This window comes from Spirosoma sp. 209 (genome assembly GCF_002006735.1).
Classification (GTDB): domain Bacteria; phylum Bacteroidota; class Bacteroidia; order Cytophagales; family Spirosomataceae; genus Spirosoma; species Spirosoma sordidisoli.
The window spans coordinates 582,449-607,879 of record NZ_MVEC01000002.1 but is presented as its reverse complement, the minus strand read 5'-3'; the positions used below and the strand labels follow the sequence as shown (position 1 = coordinate 607,879).

The 25,431-nt window shown below is 54.3% G+C and carries 13 protein-coding genes; 2 read left to right on the top strand and 11 right to left on the bottom strand.

Annotated elements, in window-relative coordinates; translation table 11 throughout:
• Positions 1 to 170: 170 nt before the first annotated feature.
• The 11 genes from B1C80_RS05705 to B1C80_RS05655 all read right to left on the bottom strand — a co-directional run bounded on the left by B1C80_RS05705 (position 171) and on the right by B1C80_RS05655 (position 21,061).
• Positions 171 to 1,553 (bottom strand): right-handed parallel beta-helix repeat-containing protein, encoded by a 1,383-nt coding sequence (locus B1C80_RS05705; protein WP_077920079.1) that lies wholly within the window; start codon positions 1,551 to 1,553, stop codon positions 171 to 173.
• A 30-nt stretch (positions 1,554 to 1,583) separates the two neighbouring features.
• The gene (locus B1C80_RS05700; protein WP_077920078.1) at positions 1,584 to 3,032 is read right to left on the bottom strand and encodes a DUF1501 domain-containing protein; all 1,449 of its coding nucleotides are present in this window, start codon (positions 3,030 to 3,032) and stop codon (positions 1,584 to 1,586) included.
• A gap of 6 nt (positions 3,033 to 3,038) precedes the next feature.
• Entirely contained in the window at positions 3,039 to 6,428 is a 3,390-nt protein-coding gene (locus tag B1C80_RS05695) for a DUF1553 domain-containing protein (protein WP_077920077.1), read from the bottom strand.
• 16 nt (positions 6,429 to 6,444) lie between these two features.
• Entirely contained in the window at positions 6,445 to 8,634 is a 2,190-nt protein-coding gene (locus B1C80_RS05690; RefSeq protein WP_077920076.1) for an alpha-galactosidase, read from the bottom strand.
• Between the two features lie 52 nt (positions 8,635 to 8,686).
• A complete protein-coding gene (locus B1C80_RS05685; protein ID WP_077920075.1) occupies positions 8,687 to 9,277 on the bottom strand; it encodes an RNA polymerase sigma factor in 591 nt (196 codons plus the stop codon).
• 20 nt (positions 9,278 to 9,297) lie between these two features.
• Complete coding sequence (locus B1C80_RS05680) at positions 9,298 to 11,028, bottom strand: RagB/SusD family nutrient uptake outer membrane protein (protein WP_077920074.1); 1,731 nt, start codon at positions 11,026 to 11,028, stop codon at positions 9,298 to 9,300.
• Positions 11,029 to 11,051: 23 nt separating this feature from the next.
• The gene (locus B1C80_RS05675; protein WP_077920073.1) at positions 11,052 to 13,979 is read right to left on the bottom strand and encodes a TonB-dependent receptor; all 2,928 of its coding nucleotides are present in this window, start codon (positions 13,977 to 13,979) and stop codon (positions 11,052 to 11,054) included.
• A gap of 12 nt (positions 13,980 to 13,991) precedes the next feature.
• Positions 13,992 to 15,821, bottom strand: a complete 1,830-nt coding sequence (locus B1C80_RS05670; protein ID WP_077920072.1) for a RagB/SusD family nutrient uptake outer membrane protein — start codon at positions 15,819 to 15,821, stop codon at positions 13,992 to 13,994.
• 12 nt (positions 15,822 to 15,833) lie between these two features.
• Entirely contained in the window at positions 15,834 to 19,175 is a 3,342-nt protein-coding gene (locus B1C80_RS05665; protein ID WP_077920071.1) for a TonB-dependent receptor, read from the bottom strand.
• Between the two features lie 217 nt (positions 19,176 to 19,392).
• On the bottom strand, positions 19,393 to 20,394 hold the full coding sequence (locus tag B1C80_RS05660; RefSeq protein WP_077920070.1) for a FecR family protein: 1,002 nt from the start codon (positions 20,392 to 20,394) through the stop codon (positions 19,393 to 19,395).
• Positions 20,395 to 20,446: 52 nt separating this feature from the next.
• Positions 20,447 to 21,061 (bottom strand): RNA polymerase sigma-70 factor, encoded by a 615-nt coding sequence (locus tag B1C80_RS05655; protein ID WP_077920069.1) that lies wholly within the window; start codon positions 21,059 to 21,061, stop codon positions 20,447 to 20,449.
• 450 nt (positions 21,062 to 21,511) lie between these two features.
• Here B1C80_RS05655 and B1C80_RS05650 point away from each other — a divergent pair, with 450 nt between their 5' ends.
• Positions 21,512 to 22,561, top strand: coding sequence for a hypothetical protein (locus tag B1C80_RS05650; RefSeq protein ID WP_077920068.1), 1,050 nt, complete (start codon positions 21,512 to 21,514; stop codon positions 22,559 to 22,561).
• Between the two features lie 68 nt (positions 22,562 to 22,629).
• Complete coding sequence (locus B1C80_RS05645; protein ID WP_077920067.1) at positions 22,630 to 25,230, top strand: hypothetical protein; 2,601 nt, start codon at positions 22,630 to 22,632, stop codon at positions 25,228 to 25,230.
• The last annotated feature ends 201 nt before the right edge of the window (positions 25,231 to 25,431 follow it).

The window sequence follows — 25,431 nt, the reverse complement described above, 5'->3', positions numbered from 1 at the left end:
ATTCACATCAATTCCTTCCCCAAACAAGCTCTTAGGCCGGGCCGCCGTTGCGGGGCTGGGAGACGATGGTCGACTGCCCAGCCCCGCAACGGCGGTGCTGAAAGGGTATAGGGCAGGCCTGAACCCGCCGAACCTTAGCAAACTGCCTGATCCGCCTGAAGATCAGCGAACTACTGAACTTCATAGGCGCCACAATCGATGGCTCCCCCTTTGGGCCGCGCTACCCCTTTAATATCTTTCGGGGAGAACAGCGTTTGGGTCCCGGCGTTGATGGCTGGGCTTCCACCCGCTAATGAAAAGTTAGCTACGGCTGCATTGGTCGACAGGTTGATAAACTGAGGGTCCATCACTTTATCATTGGGCCCCTTTACCGCCGTGGTACCCCCAAAGTAGATATTGTAATCGTAGATAACGTTGGTGTTTTTGTTATTTGAATTGCACTTTCCGCCGGGCTTCGCATAAACAACGTTGTTCATAATTCGTACATCGTTGCAGGTATTTGCATAGAGGTCGGCGTAGTCGACCATAATCTGGGCGTTGTTATAGGTCGTGTTGTTGATAATGTCGATGTGCGCTGCGTCGAACGCATGGATACCCGACCCCCCATTATTGAAACTGACATTGTTTTCAACCAACGTCCGACCCTTATACGGTTTATCCGTTGCGGTCGAATTGTATGGACGCAGGTTGACATCGATGATGATGCCATTGCCATCCGAAAGCCGCGCGGGGGTGAGGCCAATCCAGGGTATGGTCGTTTTGTTGTTATAGCAGATGTTGTTTCGGACAATGTTTTTGTACCCGGTGTTGGCGTCGCTGTCAAACGGGGTCAGAATACTAATGCCGCTGCCGCCATACATCATATACCAGGCATTGTTGTAAACCGTGTTCCCGTCAAATGTTATGTAATCAGTCTGAATGGCACTGAGACCGCCCCCCGGGAAATCGTGTATCTTACAGTTGCGGATGACTACGTGATGCGGAAACTTAGAATCCGTTCTTGGGCCTCCGATCGAAATGCCGTTCATGTTATAGGTCGCATATCGGTCATTATTCGTTCCACCCGCCTGTTTGTCATTATACGAAGCCAGGGCGTCGGCATAGGTCAGATTCTGGTTATTGCCCTGAAATTCGATGCCTTCCAGAACCAGGTAAGAGCCATTGATGCTTACCGCATTCCAGATGCTTCCGGAAAAGATGAATTTAGGGGTGTGCCCCGGATAGGCCTTGTAGGTAATGTACTTTCCTTCCGTTCCTGATTTTAGCAGTTGAATGGTGGTGGCGGGTATGTATGACCCGTTCATGATAAATACCGTGTCGCCGGGGGTGGCCAGTGCTTGCCCAGCCGTGATTGTTTTCAAGGGGGCATTGATGGAGGTACCCGGGTTGGCGTCGGAGCCGGTTGCCTCGGAGACATAATAACTCCGGGCGACTGCGGTTACCGGGGGGGGCGCCGGAGCCACAATATCCTCTACGGCCTTCTGATCGCAGCCCAGTAACGGTGTACTCAGCAGCAACAAGCTCAGCTGAATCAATCCAGTGTAGTAGTTCATAGACAGTTCGGTTCTAATAAGCGGTTGACGTTAGGCAAGAATAGGTTTCACGACTTTACCGGCCACATCGGTCAGGCGGTACCGGCGACCCTGGAATTTGAACGTCAGTTTCTCGTGGTCAAGACCCAGCAGGTGCAGCACCGTCGCCTGCAAATCGTGGACGTGAACGGGATCTTTGGTGATGTTGTAGCTAAACTCGTCGGTCTGGCCCAGCGTGAATCCTTTTTTGATACCGCCCCCGGCCAGCCAGACTGTGAAGCAGCGCGGGTGGTGATCACGCCCGTAATTGTCTTTCGTCAACTTGCCCTGCGAGTAGTTGGTCCGCCCGAACTCGCCCCCCCAGATGACCAGCGTATCGTCCAGCAAGCCGCGCTGTCTGAGGTCCTGGATCAGTGCTGCCGAGGCCTGATCTACCGACGAGGCCATGGTTTTGATGTCTTTGGGCAGGTTGAAATGCTGGTCCCAGCCCTGGTGGTAGAGCTGAATAAACCGCACGTCTTTCTCGGCCAGTTTTCGGGCCAGCAGGCAGTTGGCGGCAAACGTACCGGGGATGCGGCTTTCCGGGCCGTACATATCGAAAATATAACCGGGTTCGCTGGCGATGTCGAGGGTTTCGGGTACCGACGCCTGCATCCGGTAGGCCATTTCGTACTGCTGCACCCGGTTGTTGATTTCGGGATCGAGCACGTGTTTGTACTGATCCTGACTTAGCCTGGCCAGCGTATTCAGCATGTTCCGGCGCGAGGTTTTGTCGATACCCGCCGGATTGTTGAGGTAAAAAATCGGGTCTGGCCCCGACCGGAAAATGACACCCTGATGCGTGGAGGGCAGAAATCCATTGCTCCACAGCTTGGCGTACAGGGGTTGATCGCCGGCGCGACCTTTGGACAGCAGTACCACGAAGGCGGGCATGTTTTTGTTCTCGGAACCCAGGCCGTAGCTCATCCAGGAACCCATAGACGGGCGTCCGCCAATCTGGTTGCCGGTCTGGATAAACGTCACCGCCGGATCGTGGTTGATGTGCTCGGTGTACATCGACTTGATGAACGTGACGTCGTCCACGATTTTGGTATGGTGCGGCAGCAGTTCGCTGACCCACGCCCGGCTCCGGCCATACTGCGCAAATTTAAAGAGTGAGGCCGCCAGCGGAAACGAGCTTTGCCCCGCCGACATACCCGTGAGCCGTTGCCCGTTCCGCACCGATTCGGGCAGGTTCTGACCCCACATGGTTTCGAGTTTGGGCTTGTAATCGAAGGTTTCGAGTTGCGAGGGCGCCCCGCTCTGGAACAGGTAGATGACCCGCTTTATTTTTGGCGCAAAGTGAGGCCCGCCCGTACCGCTGGGCTGATCGGCCGATGCCAGCGTCTGCCGGGGTAGTAACGACGCCAGCGCAGCGGCCCCAACGCCCAGACCCGCCTGACCCAGAAAATTCCGGCGGCTGAACTGGTCATGAATCTGATGTTCCAGGTCTGTTTGCATGGTGGGTCAGCGTTTTACCAGGGCTTCGTCGTAATTCAGGATAGTCGTTGCGACCACCGTATAGGCAGCTACTTCAGCGGGGGCAAGCGAGGCATCGCGGGGGAACTCCCCAGCCTTGAGCAGCGACTCGGCCCGGCTTTTTTCGGTCAGAAAACCGGCATACTCGGTGTTGTACAGTTGCCGGAGCAGGGCCAGTTCGGTTGGTCGAGGTCGTCGGGATAGGGCAGCCTGAAAAAAGTAATTGATCCGTTGGTCGAGCGTTCGGGTACGTTTTATGGTTCGCTCGGCCAGCACGCGGGCGGCTTCCACAAACTGCGGGTCGTTTAGCGTTACCAAAGCCTGCAAGGGGGTAGCGGTTTTCTGCCGCCGGACCGTACACAAGGCCCGGTCGGGCGCGTCGAAGTTGAGCATCATGGGTGGCGGTGAGGTTCGTTTCCAGATCGTATACATGCTCCGCCGGTACAAACTATCGCCCTGGCTCTGGCGGTAGCTGACGGTGTTCCGGGTAGCCAGGGCCTCCCAGATGCCTGCGGGTTGATAAGGGTACACGCTCGGCCCGCCAATGTCACGTACCAGCAAGCCGCTGGCAGCCAGCGCATTGTCGCGCACCTGCTCGGCGGCATAGCGATAACTCGATCCTCGGGCCAGCCACTTGTTGTCCGGGTCAGCTTCGATCTGCTCTTTGGTGGCCACGGACGATTGCCGGTAGGTGGCCGACGTGACCAGCCGCCGGATGAATGTTTTGACATCCCAGCCGTTTACTCCATCGTGCCTGAACTGCACCGCCAGCCAGTCCAGTAGTTCAGGGTGGGAGGGGAGCTCGCCCTGATTGCCAAAGTCCTCCTGTGTTTTTACCAGCCCGTTGCCAAAATACTGCTGCCAGAACCGATTTACCATCACCCGCGCAAACAACGGATTCGATTCATCGAGCAGCCATTTCGCCAGTCCGAGCCGGTTGCGCGGGTAATTGGCCGGTAGCTTGCCCAGTTTACCGGGGGTTTCGGCCATGACGGGCTCGCCGGGCGCATCGAATACCCCGCGTTTCAGAATAAACGTTTGGCGGCTCTGGCTGACGGGAAGTTCCTGCATGGTCATCACCTCCGGCACGTCGGTCAGCAACGCAACCTCTTTGCCGCGCCAGTCGGTCAGTTGCCGGCGGTACTCCGCAGCGGTCGAGTCGCTGGTCAGCAGGTAGTGCTCCAGGAGTTGCTGCTGCTGGACAGGCGACCGTGTTGAACGGGCCAGCAGGCCCGGAACCAGATTGGCCGGTTGGCCTCCGGTGGTGACCGCCAGCGACTGCACCTCCAGGGCCGATAGCTGGCGGTTGTAAATCCGCAACTCATCTACAGCCACGTTCCGCAGCGTTTTTTCCCGCTGCTCATTGCCAATCTCAAAAATGGGGAGTTTGTCCGATTTGTTGGTGCCAAAGGGGCCATGCAACAGGCCTTTGGTCAGGTTGTCGGTGATGAGCTCGCAGGGGGCCGGGCGGCCGTTGATGAACAGCCGAACGCCACTGGCTTTGCCGTTGCCGGTGTAGGTCAGGGTGAGGTGTTGCCAGGACCGCAGCGGTAGTTTCTGACGGGTTCGCAGCTCAATACAATTGGCGGGCCAGACGTAGCTGAGCAGCACCCGCAGCGTTCCGTCGGCATTCAGCCGGACGCCATAGCCCCGGTAGCCTTCGTTTTCGTAGTTAGACCGGCGGAACAGGGCGCCCTCCGCACCGGCCTGCCTCACGTTGGCCCAGATACTCACCGAAAACGGCTGGTTTCGCTCAAAGTTCAGCCCCTTCCCGAATCGTTTGGCTGGTTCCAGCAAGCGGCCATCGACCTGGTCTACGCCCGCGAGGGTAATGCCAACGCCACAATCGCCCTGGAGCAACAGGCCTTTCCCCACTTTTCCGGGCGTGGGCAGGGGCTTGCGTTCCTTGTCACCACTGACGTAAGCCTCAACGGCAAAACCCGTTGCATTGGCGTAGCTGTCGTTACCTGATTCCTCAAACGGCAGATGCACCAGCAGCCCCTGTGTCAGCGTTGAGGCTGGTTTGGGGTTACGGGCCCAGCGGGCAAAAGCGGGTTGGTAAATGGCAGGATTGAGTTTTGGTTCAAGGGTTTTCAGATGGGTGTGGATATAGCGGACGGTTTTTTCTACTTCGGCAGTAGGCAGCATGACGGTCGGGCAGGCTTCGCCGTTGTGGGTGATCTGGCCGGTCTCTTTGTTCTGGTTAAAAAACGCAAACAGCGAATAATAATCCTTTGCCAGAATGGGGTCGTATTTGTGATCGTGGCAGCGGGCGCATTCAAACGTCAGCCCCAGCATGGCTTTGCCAAATGTATTGGTGCGGTCGGCCACGTATTCGATGCGGTATTCTTCGGGCACAATGCCGTTTTCGCCACTCTGCGCGTGCTGCCGGTTGAACGACGTAGCCACCAGCCGGTCGCGCCGAACGGCGGGTGTTACCGGGCCGGGAATCAGATCGCCCGCCAGTTGCTCGGTAATAAACTCGTTGAAGGGTTTGTTCTGGTTAAACGCCCGGATCACCCAGTCGCGGTAGGGGTAAGCATTGCGCATGGGGTCGTCCTGGTAGCCCTGCGAGTCGGCAAAGCGGGCCAGATCGAGCCAGCTAACGGCCTGTTGCTCGCCGAAATGAGGAGAAGCCAGCAGTTTATCCACCACGCGTTCGTAGGCATCGGGCCGGGTATCGTTTCGGAAAGCGTCAACTTCGGCGGGCGTTGGCGGTAGGCCGGTCAGGTCCATGTGTACCCGCCGGAGCAGCGTCGTTTTGTCGGCTTCGGGCGAGGGCTTCAGGCCGCGCCGGACCGCCGGACCGTCGTTCATTTTATCGAGGACAAAGCGGTCAATATCGTTACGGACCCAGCGCGTTTGTTCATCATCGGTCAGGCCCCAGCGCGCCCAGAAACTATTACCGACGCGGGGCACGTCGGGCGTTTCGATGGGCACCAGCGACCAGTGTTCTTTGTACCTGGCGCCCTGCTGCACCCACTTCACCAGAATGGCCTTTTCTTCGTCGGTCAGGGTCAGGTTAGATTGGGGCGTGGGCATCACGTCTTCGGGGTCGTGGCTCAGGATGCGTTTGACGAGTTCGCTCTTACCAATATTGCCCGGCACAATGGCCGCCACTCCGCTTTCCAGCGTTTTGGTAGCGCCTTCGTAGGTAGCCAGCTGCAGCCCTGCTTCGAGCTTGTTTTTGTCGGGGCCGTGGCATTTGAAACAGCGATCCGAGATAATGGGCTTGACGTGCAGATTATAATCGACCGATTCGGGCAGTTTATCGGCCAGTGACTGAATTTCCTGGGGCACCTCCGCCGAGTCGGAGCACGACATCAGCAGGCAGCCGGTCAGAAGTGTACACCAGGATAGCAGACGGATAGGTTTCATGGCCGTTTATCGATTTTTACTGCAACACCTTGTAGCGAAAGAGAGCAAAACTGTTCGGCGCGGGTAAGGACAGCGACAGGCTTCCATGCTCTCCCACAGCCGTTTCGGTTGCTTTTCCGGCACCGGCCACGGGTTGTAGCCTGACCCGTTTGCCAGCGGGTAACCAGGTCCGGATCGCTTGCTGACCCGCGGGCGAGTTTTCCCGGAATACCAGGAGAAAACCTTCGCTCGCCGAAACCACCGACTGAAAACCCGTCCAGCTTTTCCCGCTGGGTTCACTCCCAATCGGAAAAATCTGACCGCCATGAAGCTGCGGCTGAATAGCCCGGTAGGTCTGGATCAGCTTGCCCGTTTGGAAAGCCTCGGCGGGCAGGCCCGTAGCCTCGAACCACGCCAGCGGCTGAGCCATCATGGTGATGGCAAACAGGTAATCGAAGGTGTAGTTGGCGGGTGCGAATCGGTCGTTTGCCGGGTATTTGTCGGTATTACGCCATTTGTTCAGAAACTCGATCTGCAAACTCTGGGCTGGCACATATTTCGACAGATTCCACAGGTTGCGGAGTGTCCAGTAGGGGTAATAATTGGTCCAGTCGGTGTACCGGTTTTCCAGAAACAGGTTGCCGTATTCATTCATGAAGTGATACCCGTTGCGCCGACCGGCGGTAACGTCCATGTTGAACACCACCTGGTAATTGGTGCCAGCCATCACCGTATCGAGAAACCGGCGAAAATTGACCTCGGCCGTTTTGTCGGGTATCTGAACCAGATCAATTTTAAACGTCCGAATGCCGTACTGCTTATACAGCCCAATCAGCGTCTGTGCGTCTTTATCCCAATGATGAAAACTGCTGTCGGGGCTGGGGCTGAACCACAGGCCCAGTTCGATGTTCAGCTTTCTGGCCGCGTCGATCACGGGTTTTAGGCCGTTGGGAAAGCGGTCGGGATCGGGTTTCCAGTAATTGGGGTTTTTCCAGATGTTCTCGCTGCTGCCTCCCGGGGTAGCCGAATTCATCGACTTACCCAGCTCCCAGCCGTCGTCGATCTGAAACCGGGTTATACCCAGTTCAGCGGCCCTGTTCAATTCGGTGATGATGAATTGTTCCCTGATCCTGGTGTCCTTGTTGCGGTCGCCCCAGGTATTCATCATGATCATCTCGTCGCGGTCGGGCCGGCGCGGGTGTCTGGCATCCTGATAGCTACGTAGTGTTTGCAATCCCTCAAGCTCTGTCGGACCGCCCAACCCAAGCGTATAGCCGTAGCCCCGTACCCATTCCGATACCGAAAGGTCGGTTGGCAACATACCGGCGCCTACCGTTTGAACACTCCCGGTTTTTACCAGAAAATCGAAGCCCGGATTGGCCAGCTGCACCGCCGATACGGGGGCTTCTTTCAGCACAAAAAACGACGCATCGGTGAGGTTATCCGTCAGCCAGAGCAGATTGCCTTTCAGGTATCCCGGCTGTCGGTACAGGTTGTAGCTGACCTCCGTAACCAGCGTGTTGTTGCGGTCGGTCATGTCGGTGAATTCAACCGCCCGCCCCCGCCAGTGGTTGCCTGCCAGCGCCAGTCTGTCCATTGCCGGCACCGTCGCATTGAATTTATTCAGGTCGTTTTGCGACTCAATATTTTTGAAATCCATCCCCGACCCAGCCTCTCTGGCGGTCTGAAGCCACTCGGCCGAGGCTTTTCCGCGCAGGTAAAACGTACAATTGATCGCAGCGATGCCCGGATAAATCCGAAAAACCCGTCGCACGGCCAGCGTGCCCAGCTGGGTAGTTACGTTCACCTCCAGATGGTCGGCCTGGTTGGGCTGGCCCAAAATCTGTTTTGTCTCGAAGATCCCCTGGCCTTCGGTCGAAGTGTGGCCGGGAAACGCACAGTCGGGCTCGCGGCTAAGCCAGGTCCAAGTTTTCTTTTGCTTTTTGTCGGTCAGGCTTAGGGTAATCAGATGGCCGTTATTCCAGCGATAGTGCCGGGCAATCCTGTCGTTTTCGATCACCAATGTATCCTGGCGGAGGCTGGCCCTGCAGGGTTGTAATTGGTTTGGCAGCGCACCGGTAGAGGGGGCCGACTGGCCACGGATAGTGCCCGAAAAAAGTACAAGCAACGGCAGTGAGATGAACAGCAATACAGGATTGATCCGGCCAACCGAATGGGCAGATGACTTGGGCGGTAACAGGGCTATGGGTATACGGCTGAGCCTCATTGAGCATCGCTGATTAACAGATAGTAGCATGTGGGCAGGTTTGTTATTCGCGTCAAAAGCCGAAAAAAGCCTGGTGCTTACTGTACGGTTTAACCTGCCCCCGCAGTGTTTTCAACGCCACATGAACGGTGTTATAAACGCTCTTCATGGATAGATTCATGACTTCGGCCGCCTGCGGATAGGTCAGCCCCTGCAGGTAAACCAAATGCAGAATTTCTTTCTGACGCTTTGGCAACCGGTTCATCGCTGTTTCCAAAACCCGCTGCTGGTGCGCTACCACCTGCTCGTCAATCAGCAAACTTTCATACGAATGGGTCAGAAATGCTGGCCTGTCCAGCAGACACGGGCTCGATTCCAGCCGGTTCAGGCGTTCAACCGATTCGGCCAGCCGACGGCGTAATGCGCGGCAGAGATAATAGCGGATATTATCGGTGTAGCCAAGTCTGGATCTGTTTTCGTGAATGTGTAAAAACAGCTCGTGGAGACAGTCTTCTACCAGTTCTTTGTGGCGAACCAGCCTGTACCCATAGCTGTACAGATCGGCGGCAAACGATCGGTACAGCTGCGAAAAAGCGCCCGGGCTTCCCGTCCGAAACCGGTCCCACAGCTGACTATGCTCCGTGGGGGTAAATTGATCTGCCATAGGGTTGCGTGGGTCGATCCTTACCAGAGTGGATTCTGGATCATGCCGGTAACGATGTTCAGTTCGCTCTGGGGAATCGGATACAGGTACATTTTAGGCGTGAACACCCGATCTTCTACCTTTACCACCGCGTAGGTAAACGTGTTGTCGGCATTGCGGGTGATGTTCACGCCCGTTAGTGGCTTGTTAAAATAAGCGGGCCCCTGCATCCATCGGCGCACATCCCAGAACCGGTGATCTTCGAAGGCAAACTCAACCCGTTTTTCATTACGAATCCGCTCCCGCATGTCGGCCTGCGAAAGTCCGGTCGGCAGGGGAGGCATGGCCACGCCCGTGCGCGTTCTCACCAGGTCTACGTATTTCTTGATATCGGCGTTGCCGGGGTTCCATTCGTTCAGGGCTTCGGCATAATTGAGATACATCTCCGGAAAACGGAAGATGATCCAGCTGTGAACGCCCGTGTTCCCGTTGATCAGGTTCAGGCTTTCAATCTGGTATTTCCGCAAATAATAACCGGTCTTAGACGCATTGATGATCGGCCTGGCATCGAGGCCACCGGTCCAAAGCTGCACGTTACGGCTGGGCGTACCGAAGGCCGAGTTGTTGGTAACGATGGAAAAGCCCAGCCGCGGGTCCCGGTTAGCGTACGGATTGGCCCGCATAGCCGGGTCGTTCCAGTCGAACTTGACGGCCGTAGTGGCGTTTACTTTTACCTCATACGCATCCACCAGATCCTGCGACGGCGTGTTCCCGCTAAGGCCCAGGTTGAAGCCGATGGGGGAGTTGTTTCGCTCGAACTGATTACTGGCCGCGTTGCTTCGGGTAAAAATAATCTCGGGGTTATTGAACGTGTTGAAGAGCGACTTGTAGTTCCCCAACGTCACAGCACCACCCGCATCGATCACGACTTTTGCGGCATCGGAAGCCGCTTTCCAGCGGGCCGCCCGGTCGCCGGTGGGGAGTGCGATGAATTCTGGCTTTGCATAGCCGCCCGCCCAGCCCGGGTTATTGAACAAATCGCTGGCGGCATAGAGCAACACGCGGCTTTTCAGCGCGAGCGCCGTGAGCCTGGTAACCCGGCCCAGATCGGTAGCCGCTACGTAGGGGAAGGTGGAGGTGTTGAGGGGCAGCTGGGCCGCTGCCGAATCGCACTCGGCGGTTATAAACTGGAGACAATCGTTGAGCGACGCCCGGGGAATGTTCCTGACATCATCTTCCAGCGAGAGCGCTTTGGTGAGCAGGGGTACGCCACCGTACCGCTTTACCAGTTCAAAATAATAATAAGCGCGCAGAAACCGGGCTTCGTATGTCCACCGTTTAATAGCCGCCAGGTTGGTTTGATACACTTGCTGGGCCGAAGGCGACGGGTCCAGTTTCCAGGGGTCAAGGTTGACTTTTCCGGTAGACAGCAGAAACTGGTTCACCTTGCGAATACTCCGGTAGTAGTTGCCCCACACGAAGTCCGGGTTGTTGATCGCGTTCCAGCTGCCGGTGTTGAAGCTTTGAACGGTGTTTGTTTCGGCGGTGAACTCGGCTTCGTCCGTGGCCGATGCCATCATAGCCGCTCCCCCAATGTACAGCATGCCATCGGGAATGTCGGAATAAATGGCGTTCAGTAAAGCCTGGACGTTGCCAAATGACTGTTCAATCTCGTTTCGGCCAATGGTGGTCACAAACTCACGGTCAAGATCCTGGCAGGCCGCGAGCCCTGTCCCGATCAGGCAAATGATGCTATAGATATATTTCTTCATTCGTTAGCTCCGATTAAAATGAGTTACAACTGAACGCTTAGGCCCACTGTCACCGTCCGGGTTACAGGGTATCCGGTCAGGGATTCAGGGTCGCCGTATGGAATTCGGTCGATCGAGAAAAGATTGGTACCGTTCAGGAAGAACCGGGCTGTTCGAATTCGGATCTGGTTCGACAAACTGGCCGGTATCGTGTAGCCAACTTCGGCGCTACGCAACTTGACAAAGCTGCCATCGCGTTGCCAGAAGGTTGAAAACTGGTAGTTATTGAGATTGTCTTTCGAGGACAACCGTGGGTAGTCGGCGGTTTCGGCCGTTTGGGGTGTCCAGCGGTTGAGCGCAATCGGAGCAACCTGGCCGTTGCTCTGGAAGGCCTGGAAGTAATTGCCGCCCAAATAAACCGTATTCCCAGTAGCACCCTGAAACACCAGATCGGCATCGAAGCCTTTGTAGCGAAGGCCCGTGTGCAGACCCGCCGAGAAGTTCGGCAAACCGGGTTTACCAATGGGCAAGCGGTCATTACCGTCGATGACACCATCGGGTTTGCCGTCGGGTCCGCCGATGTCCTGGTACTTTATATCACCCGCCCTGATCACTTCGGTCAGCACGCCGGGTACGGTTTTGGGATCGATCAGGCGCTGGGCAATATCGGCCTCGCTATAAAAGCCAATGGCTTTCAGACCCAGCGGCTGACCAATGGCCCGCCCCGTTCCGTACAGTTGCGTGTTGGCCTGAAGAGCCTCTGCGTTGAACACAATCTTGTTTTTAAAGTACGAAAGGTTGGTCTCGACAAAAAACTGAAAAGCGTTTTTGCTACCACTGGTGTATCGGATGGAGCCATCGAAACCCCGGTTATTGGCTTTGCCCTGATTCAGGTTAGGCGTCACTATACCCAGAATCAATGGCGTTGTGCTGTTCGATGGTACCACAATGTCGTACCGGTCCCGGTTGAAATAATCGAAGGTGATGTCGATGTTTTTAAAGAGGGTGGCATCCAGCCCAATATTGACCGACTTCTCTTTCTCCCAGGTCACGTTGGGGTTGGCAATGGCGTTTTCGGCAAAGCCACCGACGGCCGTGTTTCCCGTGCCGAAAAAGTAACCCCCTCCGCCGAAGGTGGGCGTATAGGCATACCGGGTCGACAAGCCCAGCGGTACAATTATATCGTTGCCAACCAGACCGTATGAGCCCCTGAATTTTAGATAATCAATGGCTGTACTGTTCGTCAGGAATTTTTCATTGGAGGCAACCCACCCGATGGAACCCGCCGGGAAATAGCCATACCGGTTGCCGGGCGCAAAAATATCACTGCCCATGTACCCTACCGACGCTTCGGCAATGTACTTGTTATTGTAGGCATACGTCAGTCGGCCGGCGGCACTGTTGTGTTTGTAGGGGTCCGTTGAGTTGGCTGTCGGTGTTGACGGGTCTGAGGCTGGCCCGAACACGGTTACATTGTCGGTATTCACCATCAACATCGCCGACACATTACTTTTGCCAACGGTCCGGTTGTAATTCAGAAAGCCCTGGATAATCAGGTTGCGGTACTGATCGAGCGTTTCTTCGGCGCCGGCCAGGGATGTTAACTGACCAATAGCCGGGCTGTATACCGTATCGCCTGCTGCGCCTTTTGTAAGGCTAAACCGGGGATACTGCTTTGTTTTTCGCGAGCCCGATTCGAAGTAGTTATTGATCGAGAGCGCCACCGACGCACTCAACCCTTTGGCCAGCATATCTAATTGCTCCGTAAATTTCAGCGAGGTCAGAATGGTGCGGGAATTGTTTTTGTAGAACCCGGTCGATAGCAAGTTGGCTACGGGATTGGCGTACAAGGCATTACCGCCAAAACTCCCATTTGGGTTGTAGACCGGAAAGGCATTGGGCGGCAGCTGGGCCAGCAGGTTGAACGTTCCTCCGGTGGTGTAGTTGTTGGGGTTATTGGTTTGCTCGATGGAGCCGGCAATCTTGAATTCTGCGGTAAATCGTTTGGTCAGGCTGATATCCAGATTCGTGCGGAAGTTGTACTTCGAGTAGTTCGAGTTCGAACTTTCCTCCGCTCCGGCGTACCGGTTCATATCCCCGAATTTTTTGAACAGGCCGTTGCTTCTCAGGGCGTTCAGCATTACGAAGTAGCGCACGAATTTGTCGCCCCCGCCAAACGTCAGGTTGTAGCTGGAAACGGGTGCTGTTTTCCGCAGGGTTTCTTTGTACCAGTCGACGTTGGGGTGAAATACGGGATCGGTGCCGTTCCGGTAAGCCTCCAGGTCGGCATCGGTATAGCGAGGCTGCAGGCCGTCGTTTACCAGGGCTTCATTGTAGAGAACGCTGTAGTTGTAGGCATTCAAAAACTTGGGTAGGTACTGAGCCTGATTAAAGCCCTGTTTGGTGGTAAACGAAATGCGCAGGGGGCCTTCTCTACCTGCTTTCGTGGTCACCAGCACAACGCCATTGGCCCCGCGAGCCCCGTAAATGGCCGTTGCTGAGGCATCCTTGAGCACCGTAATGGTTTCAATTTCTTCGGGAATCAGCTGCATGAAGGCATTGGACGTACCCGACCCGTTGCTGATATACCCGTCGATCACGTACAGGGGAGCATTACCTGCCCCGCCAAAAGTGTTTACCCCGCGCACAAACAGGCCCGGCGTAGCCGCCCCCGGCTCCGACCCGCCCTGCGTAACCGACAAACCAGGTAAGCGGCCATACAGCGTATTGCCCAGGTTGAGGGTAAAGTTTTTTTCTAAATCAACCCCGTACACGGTCGAAATGGCACTGGTTACGTGGCTAACCGGCTGGGTGCCGTAGCCAATGGCCCGGCTGGCCGGCTTCGTGTACGGAGCAATGGTATCCAATGTGGGTACGGGCATATCCACGCCCTGTTGCGCCTGCAGAGCCGGAGCGGTGAGCGCAAACAGGAGAAAGAGTGAAGCCCCTTTGTTGGTATAGGATCGTTTCATGGTGTGAGGAGCTTACCAGCCGGGATTCTGAATGAGGTTTCCCTTGAGCACTTCGTTTTGCGGAAACGGGTGCAGGTACATGTTTTTATTGAATGTCCTGGTCTCGAACGTGTAGGGTTTCCAGGTGTATTTGTAATTGGGAGCCGTACCCGTCCGCGTAATTTGTAAGCCCTCGAAGTTGCCTTTCATTACCCCTTCTTCTTCGGCAATGAGCCAGCGTTTGATGTCCCAGAACCGATGATCGTCGTTGACCAGCTCGATGGCAATTTCATTACGGACCCGCTGGCGGAACTGCTCTTTGGTTAATCCTGCTGGCAGGTTCGGCATCCCCGACCGGGTTCGGATGGCGTTTACGGCGGCATAGGCCTCCGCTACCGGGCCCGAAAATTCGTTCAGCGCTTCGGCGTAGTTGAGATACAGTTCGTTGACCCGGAAGATCACGTCGTTCATGACGAAATTGGCGCTGGTGGCATTGCGGGGGATGTACTTACGGAGCCAGACACCGCCTTTACAGTTCGCGTAATCTTTACCGCCATTATAAATCTGAGCAATGGGGTCGCGGGCGGTATAGTAGCCGTTCGTGTACGACATGGTTTGCTTGAAGCGGGGGTCCAGTTCGTTGTATTTGGCGATCAGATCGGTTCCGCCGGCGGCATCCCAGGTTTGGGGTGTTCCGTCGAGTTTCTCGTATTTCCTTATGAAATTCAGAGGTACGCTGATGCCGCTCCAGAACGAGCCGTAGCAGGTTGGGTTCCAGAACGTCAGGGGCGCATTGCCGACATTGGTAATGCCGTTGGCGCTGTTGGCCCCGCCCTGGTACATCATGATCAGCTCTTTGTTATTATTCGTTTCCCACGACACCCGGTAGTTTCCGAGGGGGCCAACCGTACCATTATCCAACTCTTTCGGAATCCGGTTAGCCGGCTCGTCGATAAGGCCGTAGCCATTGGCCAGGGCATAGTCGATAGCGGCTTTGGCGGCATCGGCAGCCAGTTTCCAGTGGTTGGGGTCGGCATTGCCGTAGCAGATCAGTTGATTATCGGCCGCATTGCCCATGCTGATCACGGGGGTAGCCGTGTTGAACTGGGGGCTGGCTGCGTAAAGCAGTACTTCTGATTTGATGGCCAGAGCCGCCAGCGCGGTTATACGACCCGTTTGAGAGGCAGAATAGACAGCCGGCAGATTGGGAATGGCCTCATCAACGTCTTTCACGATAAACTTGACGCAATCGTCGAACGAACTTCTGGGCACGTCTACCTGCTCGCCTGGCTGAAATACCTTTTCTACGATAGGCACCCCGCCATAGCGTTTCAGCATTTCCATGTAATTCATGGCCCGCAGGGCCTTCACTTCCGCAACGACCTGCTTTTTGTACGCATCGTCGGCATCGGGAACTTCATTGATCCGCTTCAGTACCAGGTTAATCTGTCGCATGGCGATCCAGCGGATGTAGTACCGGAAGTCCTCTACGTTTACGATGTTGGCCGGCAGGATGACCCCTTCGTTCCACCGGTTGTTGTTTATAAAGGCAGCTTCCGATGCATCGCCTTCATCGCTGATACTGGAACTGGGGTGAATGCAGTCGGTGGTGTTTACGCCCGAGAACGGGGTGTAATAATTGGCTGGGCTGGCAACGGCTTCACTCTGAATTCTGTACCGGAAGTTTGAATGAACAGCGTAGCGGTAAATGGTGGTCACAAACGTTTCCAGGTTGGCTTTGTTCAGAAAAGCGTTGTCTTCTGTGAGGTCAACCCCAGGGGCCTTGTCCAAAAATTTCTTTTCGCAGGCAGTCGTTATGAAGCAGCAGATAACGACCGTAGCGATGAAGTACAGCTTTTTCATAGGGGTGGTTTATTAAAAATTCAGGTTCAATCCTGCGTTGATGGTTCGTACGAGCGGGTAGGGTTCCGTATTGGTATCACCGGTCGAGGTGTTCTCGGGATCGATACCCGGCAGCATTCTATCCCAGGTAATCAGGTTGTTGGCATTTACATAGATACGACACGAGTTTAGCCCGACGCGCTTGAGGATGCCCGGCTGGAATTTGTAGCCTACTTCGGCATTCTTTAGCCGCAGGTAACTGGCGTCGGCCAGCCAGAACGAAGACCCTTCATTGTTCGGATTGCTGTTGACCGAAAACCGGGGAAATCGGATGGGTAAGCCAGCTTCGTAGCGTTCGACACTCCAGCTTTCGTTAAAATAACTCGGCGATCCTTCCGGGGGAGCCTGCCCGTAACCGGTCCCTTTCTGAAACCGGGTGTAATAGTGCGACACGTTGGTAACGCCCTGAAAAAGTACCGAGAAATCGAACCCTTTGTAATTGAGGCTAATGGTGGATCCAAACGTTTTTTCGGGAATATTGGAGAAGCCAATCGGGGCGGCATCGAAATTGTCGATGATCCCGTCACCGTTGTAGTCTCGATACCTGATGTCTCCCGGTTGGATTTTATTATTTGAATACGAGTAAACAGGCCGGGCCGGGTCGTTGACTTCTTCCAGCGTATTATACAGTCCTTCGGCAATAAGCCCGAAGTTTTGCCCGAGCCGCTGCCCAGTCCGATTTTGGTAGGCGTACCTGTTGGGTATTTCATCGCGGTACAGAACCTTGTTGCGGGCAAAGCTTAAATTAGCCGAAACGCGATACCCCAGGTTGCCTATTTTATCGGTGTAGGCAATATCGACTTCATACCCTTTGTTCTCCATTTTGCCGAGGTTGCTGGCGGGTTGCGCCAGACCGGCAATCGATGAAATGGTTTGGGGCGTGGCCAGGATATCACTACGCTTCTCGTTAAAGACATCGGCCGTAAACCTGATTTTGTCTTTCCAAAACCACATCTCCAGGCCTATATTCTGTTTGACGGCTCGTTCCCAGGTCACGTCGGGGTTTCCGGTGGCTCCTTCCCGTATGCCGGGAAAGCCACTATAGGTACTGCCTACATTGCCAAAATAGTAGATGTTAGGCACCGACGAATAGCTGGTCGAGCGGTAGAGAAAGCGCGTACCGCCAATGTTATCATTCCCCACAACGCCATACGAGCCTCTGATTTTGAGGAAGTTGATAAAGCCGGCTTTCTGAAAAAATGGCTCCTGCGACACTACCCAGCCCAACGAGTAGGCCGGGAACAAGCCAAACCGCTTGCCCGGTGCAAAGTTCTCCGTGCCATTGTACCCAACGTTGACTTCGGCCAGATACCGACCGTTATAATCATACGTAGCCCGGCCAACAAAGCTCTGATAGCCTTTGGGAATCAAAAAGGCCAGGGCGGGGTCGAACGTTTTTTGCTGGTTATAGAGCAGCAGCCCCGTGACGTTGTGCAGGGCGAAGCTTCGTTTGTAGTCAATACCAAATTCGGCGGTTACGCGTCTGGTGAACGTGCCCACCTGGGCAAAATTGAACTGCGCTTCGGTAGTTGAGGGGACCAGGTTGACCGTGCCATCGGGCAGTTTGGTAGCCAGGTAGGTAATCAGCGTTTTGGTGTTGGTAATCTGCTGGTCGTTGTAGGTCTGCATGGCTACGTTGGCGTGGACCGACAGGCCGGCCGTCAGTGCATCGAGGTCATAATCAGCCCGCACGTTTCCATTGAGGTAGTTTCGGTAGGAGCGCTTGAGCCCCCCCGCCAGGCCCGGGTAAAGCAGGCTGACGTAGGGGTTGTTCTGGGAACCCGTAGTAATATTGACCACTTTGCCGTCTACCACACCGGGCGTACTCAGGGGGCTGGCCCGGCCAATATCACCCACCACACGCTCGGTACTCGGTCCATTGTTACCGCTCCGAGTTTCGGTTTGTGACGACAGGTCGAGGGTAAGTTTCAACCGGCGGGTTACGTTGAAATTGAAGTTTGACCGGACATTGTAGCGCTTGTAGATCGACTGGGGCGAAAAGGCGTCCACCACATCCCGGGTATCTTTGAACAAGCCTTCCTGATTGAAGAACCCCGCCGAAATGAAATATTTTACTTTGGTCTGCCCTCCGCTGATGTTGATATTGTGCTGCGACTGAGTCGAGACTTTTTTAAACATCACATCAAACCAGTCCACATTGGGGTGAAAAATTGGGTCCTGCCCGTTTTTATACAGTTCTATATCCTGATCCGTGTAGCGGGGAACGTAAACCGCCCCCGTTACGAACGTATCATTCTTCAGGGCTTCGTTGAAGTGCGTGGCATAATCGGCACTGTTCATCATTTCCCGCATGTCGGTGAACGAATTGAAGCCCTGGTTAAAGGTGTAGCTCACTTTGGGTGGGCCTACTTTTCCCCGCTTCGTGGTGATGATCAGTACACCGTTGGCCCCCCTGATCCCGTATACCGCCGTTGAAGAAGCATCTTTCAGAATCGTTACCGACTCAATTTCGTTGGGATCGATGTTGTTGTAGTTGTCAACCTGAATACCGTCTACGAGCGTCAACGGATCGGTATTTCCCGAAAACGTACCTACCCCGCGGATTCTGATTTTGGAGCCGTCGTTCCCCGGCTCACCACCCGACTGGGTCGCAAACAAGCCGGGCAAACGGCCTACGAGCGAGTTGCTGATGTTGGCCACCGGCGACTGAATCAGTTCTCTGGTGCCAATGGTCGAAATGGCTCCCGTCGCGTTTATTTTTTTTTGGGTACCAAACCCCACTACCAGTACTTCATTCAGTTCTTTGAGGTCGTTATTCAGGGCTATGTTGAGCTGGGTGCGGTTCCCTACAGTCACTTCCTGCTTTTCGAACCCCACAAAGCTGAATATCAGCACCGCGTTTCCATTGGGGACGGAGATACTGAATTTACCGTTGGCATCCGTGTTGGTTCCTCGGGTAGCTCCTTTGATCACGATACTAACGCCCGGAATAGGCTCTCCTTTTTCGCTGTCAGTCACTACGCCGGTTACCGTCTGATCCAGGGGTTGTTTCATCTGCAGCGGAACCAGACCGGGGTTCATCGGTTGCGCCAGCGGACTGTCGCTTCCCTTGCTGGCCGTGGCAACGGCTTTGATATCCGCAGGCAAGGGGTTTACCTGAACCGATTTCGTGTCGTTTTTTTCCAGAATCAGGTAGGTATCCTTTCGAATGCGACGGTAGCGCAGACCGGTCCGTTCCAACAACGTCGATAACGTTTTCTCGACTGACCAGCTGGTCTTGACTTGCCCGGTAAAAATGAGTTTGTCAACCAGCAGGCGCTCATCGAAGAGAATATTGACCTGCTTTTGGTTCATCAGATCCAGTAAGACAGTGCGTAGCTGAACCTGTTGCTGTTGCGTTGCTTTAAAAGCGGGTTGGTGAGACTTTCGGCCAAGGGCAGCCAAAACCTGTGGATACCCGGTTTGCAGTGTCAGGCAAAGCAAACCGAATATGCTCCAGCCCAGAGTCCGCTGTAATGGTCTGGTAGAAAGCAGCATAGTAGAGTTAGGAATACAGATTGATTGTCTAGATTTAGTTGACCAGGTATTTCTGATTATTGCGCGTCACAATCCGGTAACCCGTAATTTCGGTGATTACCGCCAGCAGATCCTCGGCCCGTTCGGCCCGAAAACGACCGGTAATCTGATAGTTGGCCAGGGAGTCGTTTTCCAGCTTAATGGTCTCGCCAAACTGGTCGTTCAGCATCGTCAGCACGTCGCCCAGCGAATGATGATCAAACACAAACAGGCGATTTCGCCAGGTCGTCAACTGGCGGGTTGGCTGGCGAGTGGCCAGCTGAAGGGCTCCTCCTGTATCGATGGAAGCCACATCACCTGGTTTGAGCGTCATCAGCGGCTTATCGGTACGGCTTGTATCCTGCTTGAGGGCAATTTTTCCCGTATGTAAGGCCACCCGAAACTGCTTTCCTGTCGACCGGATCACAAACTCAGTACCCAGCACAACGACATCTACGTTACTGGGCGTCTTTACAATGAAACGTTGGTGATTTTTCTGGTGGGTGACGGAGAAATCGGCTTCTCCTGTCAGCTGGATGGAGCGGTCTCCGAACGGGAGGAAATAAATTGGCGCGCGCAGTTCAGAATTCGCGTTGAGGGTGGCCTGGCTACCATCCGCCAGCTGGATGGTAGCGATCTGCCCGCTGCCGGTCCGGTAGGTGTTCCAGAATAGCGTATCGCGCAGCAGAAAGCTTACCCCCATGATCAGAACAAAACTAGCCGCCATCATCCACCAGCCAGCCAGCGGCCGCCATACCGGCAGGGGACGACTCGACTGGGTTTCTGCCGGTGCTGATTGGGCTGCTTCTCCATCGACACGGCTGCTCAGGGCCACCCAGGCTTTATCGGTATCGCCTAGCGATTGGGGATAAAGGTCTTCCCATTCTGTGAGCCACTGATAAAACGTTTCCTGATGCGCTGATTCCTGAAGCCATTCCACGATTAGCTTACGCTGCATGGGTGTGGCCAGGCCCGACCAGTATAGAAACAACAGCTCCCGATTTATGTCCTGATTCATTAGGTTGTATGTATAATGCTTACACTAGAGAGTCGCCAAACCGGGCTATCCCTTATAGTTCAGCAATAATTGTTCGGAGTAAGCGCAGGGCTTTGTGAATATGCACCTCCACCGTTTTAGGGGAGATCGACAATAACCGGGCGATTTCAGCGTGCGATTTACCGTCGAACCGGCTCAGCATGAACACCCGCTGATTCTGGGGCGGCAGCGATTTTATGGCCTGATCAATGGATAGATAGAGTTCATCGTACAGGATGATCTTTTCGGCAGAAGGGGTATCCAGTGCCGCCTGTTGCGCTTCCAGTATATCCAGCGATTCGTGTTTGAACTCCCGACGCAGGTGAGCAAAGGCGGCATACCGCACCGACATAAACAAATAGAGCCGGTACGATGTGGTAACGTTTGTGTACGATTCCTTTTGCCAGAAGTTCAGGAACACCTCACTCACAATATCATCCGCCACATCGGGCGAATAAACCAGGCGGGTAGCGTGGCTATAAAGCGGTTGGTAGTACCGTCTGAACAACAGCTCGTAACCAACCCGTGGGTTTTGCGCGAACGCCTGCCGGATAAAAGTTTCCCGATCATCGAAGTGACGCGTTTTGGGCTCCTCCGATGAGCGAAATGGCGCCGGTTCAGGATTGCTATCGGAAGTAGGTAGAGCCATAAAAAGATATGCAGTAAATGCTTACCCATACAAGAGTGATCAAGATGGGATATCCCTTACTCGATTTTGTGATTTTAGACCATTTTTTATGAGATTTCTTAAAAAAATGGCCATGATGTCCTGTTTGGCGGACTTTCCGGGCTAAAAAAAATAGTGAACCCGTCGGATGGAGTTATTCCTGATGATTATATAGTAGCCTTACGTAAAGCCAATGGGTGCGGTTACGGGTGAGATAAATTTCTGCAACGTTTCGGCATGACCTGAACCGGGAATAACGCGCACTACGCCCAGCAGAAGGATTAGGCTGATTGCCCCTGGTTGGCAGCCAGATGGCTTATCTGCGGAGGCCTGCCCCTTTTATCTGGCGCTCGACCGGACTGATCCGCAATCGGGCGACTGCTGTTTCGCCTGGATGACTTTGCTGGCTGCTGTAAGGGATGCCAATCCGAAATGACTCATGTACCTATCCGCAAAAAGGAGCAGATCAACTACCGAAAACTGAAATCAGACATGGCCCCTATGACCGTTCGTTTCGTCAGCCTCCTGTTGGGCTATATGCTGGCTTCTTTGTATTGTCATGCTCAGCAGGGGCCATCTACCGGTAAACGGCTCTTCCAGACTGGTTTTGAGGGGAGTAGCCGTGTGCTGAAACTCAACGGCACGAATGACCACGGTGCCCCAATGGAATACATCGACGGCGTAGATACGAGTTTTTCGGCCAACAGTAACTGGCGCACCGATTGGCAACGGCTGGTGAAGGGTGGCCGAATGCAGGTACAGTACACGGGGGGCGATTCGACCAAACGATTTGCCCGCGTTATGGCTGAACCGGGTAATCCCAAAAACCACGTACTCCATTACTGGCTCAATGACTCGTGGGCGGCTTCTGAAAACCAGCAAAAAGCCCGTATCCAAACCAATTTGTACGGCATCAACGGAGGGCTTACCGAGTTGTATCAGTCCGTTCGGGTGTTCCTGACCGACGATTTCAACGCGCTGAAGACGTACCCAAGGGCCATTAGCTGGTGCACGATCTCCGAGTTCTGGAACAACGAGTGGTGGGTGAAAGGCGAGCCCTACGGCTTTCGCATCACGCTCGGTATCGGCAAGGCAAGTGGCCCCCAAAACGAACTGAAATTTATTCTGAATGCTGAAAACGCGGGTCAGAAGGAAGTATGGCACGCCAATTCGGCTTCGTCAACCGTGGCGGTACCCATCGGAAGGTGGTTTACGATGGAGTATTACCTCAAAGAAGGGAATCGCGACACGGGGCGTTTTTATCTGGCCATTACCCCCGACGGGCAGCCCCGGCAGGTCGTGTATGACATTACCAACTTCACCCACAACACCACCGATCCGTCACCCAACGGCATCACGGGCTATAATCCCATGAAATTGTACACCTCCAAAGAGTTGGTCAACCACGTACGGGCGCAGGGCAAAACGCTTCAGGTCTATTGGGATGATTTTACCCTCTGGACGGACAAGCAACCTGATTAGTACCTGGAATACAACAACGAAAGCCATTTTGCTCTGTCGGCAGTAAACCCACCCTGAACCCTGGAACAATGAACTTAGCTACCCCTTTTCGTACAGCCAGTGTCCTGAAAATAAGCTTCCTTTTGGTGTTCATCACGTTGACAACGTACCTGCATGCCCAACCCAAAAAGATTTACCTCGCCAACGACGACCATACCGACTATATGTGGACGGGCGACGAAGAGACCTATAAAAAGGCGTTCTCGGACATGCTGGATTACTACATAAAGCTCAACGACTCGACCGCTCATCTGCCCTACAACCTGCAGAACAAGTGGAACTGCGATGGGTCGTATTGGGTCTACAACTACCGGGAAACGCGCAGCCCGGAGCAGTTTTCGAAATTGATCAAGCAAATCAAAGATGGCAAGATTACCGTGCCGCTGAATTCTATGATTGTGCTGATGGGCGCTGCTCCCGCCGAAGCCACCCTGCGCGACATGTACTATGCCGGCTCGCTGAAGCGGAAGTACGGACTGGATTTACCGCTGGTGCTGAACATGGAAGATCAGGTATTGCCTCTGGGCTTATCGTCATTATGGGCCGGGTCGGGGGCCAGGTATTCCTGGAAAGGCGTTTGTGCCTGCGCCACCAAAGTGACGGGGCTCGACCGGCATAAGCACCAGATGTATTGGTACAAAGGCCTTGACGATCAACGCGTGTTGATGAAATGGTATTCCGTAAATCCGTCGATGATTACCAACCGGAAAGAGTACCGATATAACCTGGGAACGTACCTGGAAGCCGCGCATCAAAACAATGCGGTCACCGATTGTAAAGCCCTGATGAACGACCCTGTTTATCCGTACTCGATAGCGGGTGCATTTGGTAAAGGGGGCGACGATCTGAAAACCCTGACCAGTAATTTTCCAAAGGTTGCTAAAGACAAATCCGGAGCCGACTACGAGGTGATTGTGTCGAACGAAATCGATTTCTTTACAGACTTTGAGAAACAATATGGCGCTTCATTACCGACAGAAACGACCTCGTATGGCAGTACCGAATGGGGCAATAGTTTTGCCTCACTAGCTGAGGTGTCGGCTTCGGTAAAACGGGCTATTGAAAAGTTGAGAACGGCCGAAGCCGTTTACACATTCGTTGCGCTGAAAGACAAAAAATTTGCTCAGGATTTAGCCACCCAAAAGGAAAAAGCGTGGCTGGCGTGTGGCATGTATTTCGAGCACGACTGGACCGCAGACGGGCCGCACATCACGCGCAAACAACGCGCCGACTGGCAGAAGAAAACGGCGGGTATTTTTATCAGTTACGTAGACACGCTGTACAACCGGTCGCTCAAACGGCTGGGGCAGTTGATTGCAAAACCTAACAACACGACGGAGTCATTTTATGTGTTTAACCCGCTGAACTGGGTACGTTCCGATTATAGCGATTACCCCTACGCTGGCCCGGCTACGATTCGGGTGGTCGACAAAACCGATGGGAAGGAAGTGCCTTTTCAACTGATCCGAAAAAAGGATAAACCCTACCTGCGGATTCTGGCGTCCAATGTTCCGTCGGTTGGCTACAAGGTATTTGAGATACAAAAGGTGGCTAAACCGGCTACGTTCCAAAGCAGCCTGGCCGTCACTGACAGTACCATTGAGAACCGGTTCTATAAACTAAAATTTACCGCTCAGGGCGTTATCACGAGTCTGATCGAAAAAGCAACGAATCGGGAATGGGTAAAGGCAACGGATAAGCTGTACCTCAATGATTTAGGGTCTGGGTTGGGCAATCAGGGAGATAAGGTCAGGGTAGAAAATAAAGGCGCGGTATCGGTCACGCTGATGGCTTCTTCGTACAAACCCATCAAGCACACCTCAAAAGTGACTCTCTTTGAAAACAGCGACCGCATTGAACTGGAGAACTACATCACCCAGAATCTGGATGCCAAAGCGGTCACCTATGCCTTTTCGCTCAACCTCGACAAGCCCGATACGTGGCATGAAGAAGCGGGAGCCATTTTGCGGGTGAAGCCAACCACAAAAGGCGGACACTATGCCGACACCGCCAGCCGGTTCGACTGGCTGGCCATGAATCATTTCGCCGATATGTCAGACGCCAGCCGGGGTATGATCCTGTCGAATCGGGATGCGTATTTCATGAAAGTCGGTAAAAGCACCAATACGAAGCTGGATGAGGATACGCCCCAACTCAAAGTGCTGGCGGCTGGGCAGATCGACAATGCGCTGGGCATGATCAATCAGGATGGCGATTCGTATTTCGAGCATTTTCTAGCCCTGAAACCGCATATTGGGGGCTTCAACGCCAATGACGCCATGCGGTTCTCCCTGGCGCATCAGAACCCGCTGGTTGCGCACCCCATTCAAGGCGGGGCAGGCTACGACCCCAGCCAGTTTTCGCTCGTTAGCCTGTCTGACCCCGACGCAATGCTCTGGGCCTTGAAACCGGCCGAAGAAGGCATTGAGAAAGGTATCATCATGCGCGTCTGGAACGTGGCCGACACCAACAAAGCGGTAACGGTGTCTGCCAATGTACCCATCGCAAAAGGGTTTAGCACCACCCACATCGAAACCGATGATCAGGCCATTTCGCTCGACAAAGGCAAACTAACGACTGAATTAGGTCATAATCGGCTGCACACGTTCAGACTGTTTCTCGCCAGATAATTCAAAAAACGTAGACGACGACTTGTCGGAACATGCTTCTTGTGGCTGTTGGCCATAATCCTGCAATGCCTTATCCAACCTGTTTTGCTCATCCGGCTAAAAGGATACCGGAGGGCTAGGCCGTGGTGCGGCCCTCGCATACACAGACCAATTTAGTGCAGAATGGCGCTGAGGTAGATTTCGCTCAGACCGAAGCCGGGT

Excerpts from the sequence above, each read along its gene's own strand:
- B1C80_RS05705 (WP_077920079.1), bottom strand. The coding sequence starts at position 1,553 with ATGAACTACTACACTGGATTGATTCAGCTGAGCTTGTTGCTGCTGAGT.
- B1C80_RS05700 (WP_077920078.1), bottom strand. The coding sequence starts at position 3,032 with ATGCAAACAGACCTGGAACATCAGATTCATGACCAGTTCAGCCGCCGG.
- B1C80_RS05695 (WP_077920077.1), bottom strand. The coding sequence starts at position 6,428 with ATGAAACCTATCCGTCTGCTATCCTGGTGTACACTTCTGACCGGCTGC.
- B1C80_RS05690 (WP_077920076.1), bottom strand. The coding sequence starts at position 8,634 with ATGAGGCTCAGCCGTATACCCATAGCCCTGTTACCGCCCAAGTCATCT.
- B1C80_RS05685 (WP_077920075.1), bottom strand. The coding sequence starts at position 9,277 with ATGGCAGATCAATTTACCCCCACGGAGCATAGTCAGCTGTGGGACCGG.
- B1C80_RS05680 (WP_077920074.1), bottom strand. The coding sequence starts at position 11,028 with ATGAAGAAATATATCTATAGCATCATTTGCCTGATCGGGACAGGGCTC.
- B1C80_RS05675 (WP_077920073.1), bottom strand. The coding sequence starts at position 13,979 with ATGAAACGATCCTATACCAACAAAGGGGCTTCACTCTTTCTCCTGTTT.
- B1C80_RS05670 (WP_077920072.1), bottom strand. The coding sequence starts at position 15,821 with ATGAAAAAGCTGTACTTCATCGCTACGGTCGTTATCTGCTGCTTCATA.
- B1C80_RS05665 (WP_077920071.1), bottom strand. The coding sequence starts at position 19,175 with ATGAACCAAAAGCAGGTCAATATTCTCTTCGATGAGCGCCTGCTGGTT.
- B1C80_RS05660 (WP_077920070.1), bottom strand. The coding sequence starts at position 20,394 with ATGAATCAGGACATAAATCGGGAGCTGTTGTTTCTATACTGGTCGGGC.
- B1C80_RS05655 (WP_077920069.1), bottom strand. The coding sequence starts at position 21,061 with ATGGCTCTACCTACTTCCGATAGCAATCCTGAACCGGCGCCATTTCGC.
- B1C80_RS05650 (WP_077920068.1), top strand. The coding sequence starts at position 21,512 with ATGACTCATGTACCTATCCGCAAAAAGGAGCAGATCAACTACCGAAAA.
- B1C80_RS05645 (WP_077920067.1), top strand. The coding sequence starts at position 22,630 with ATGAACTTAGCTACCCCTTTTCGTACAGCCAGTGTCCTGAAAATAAGC.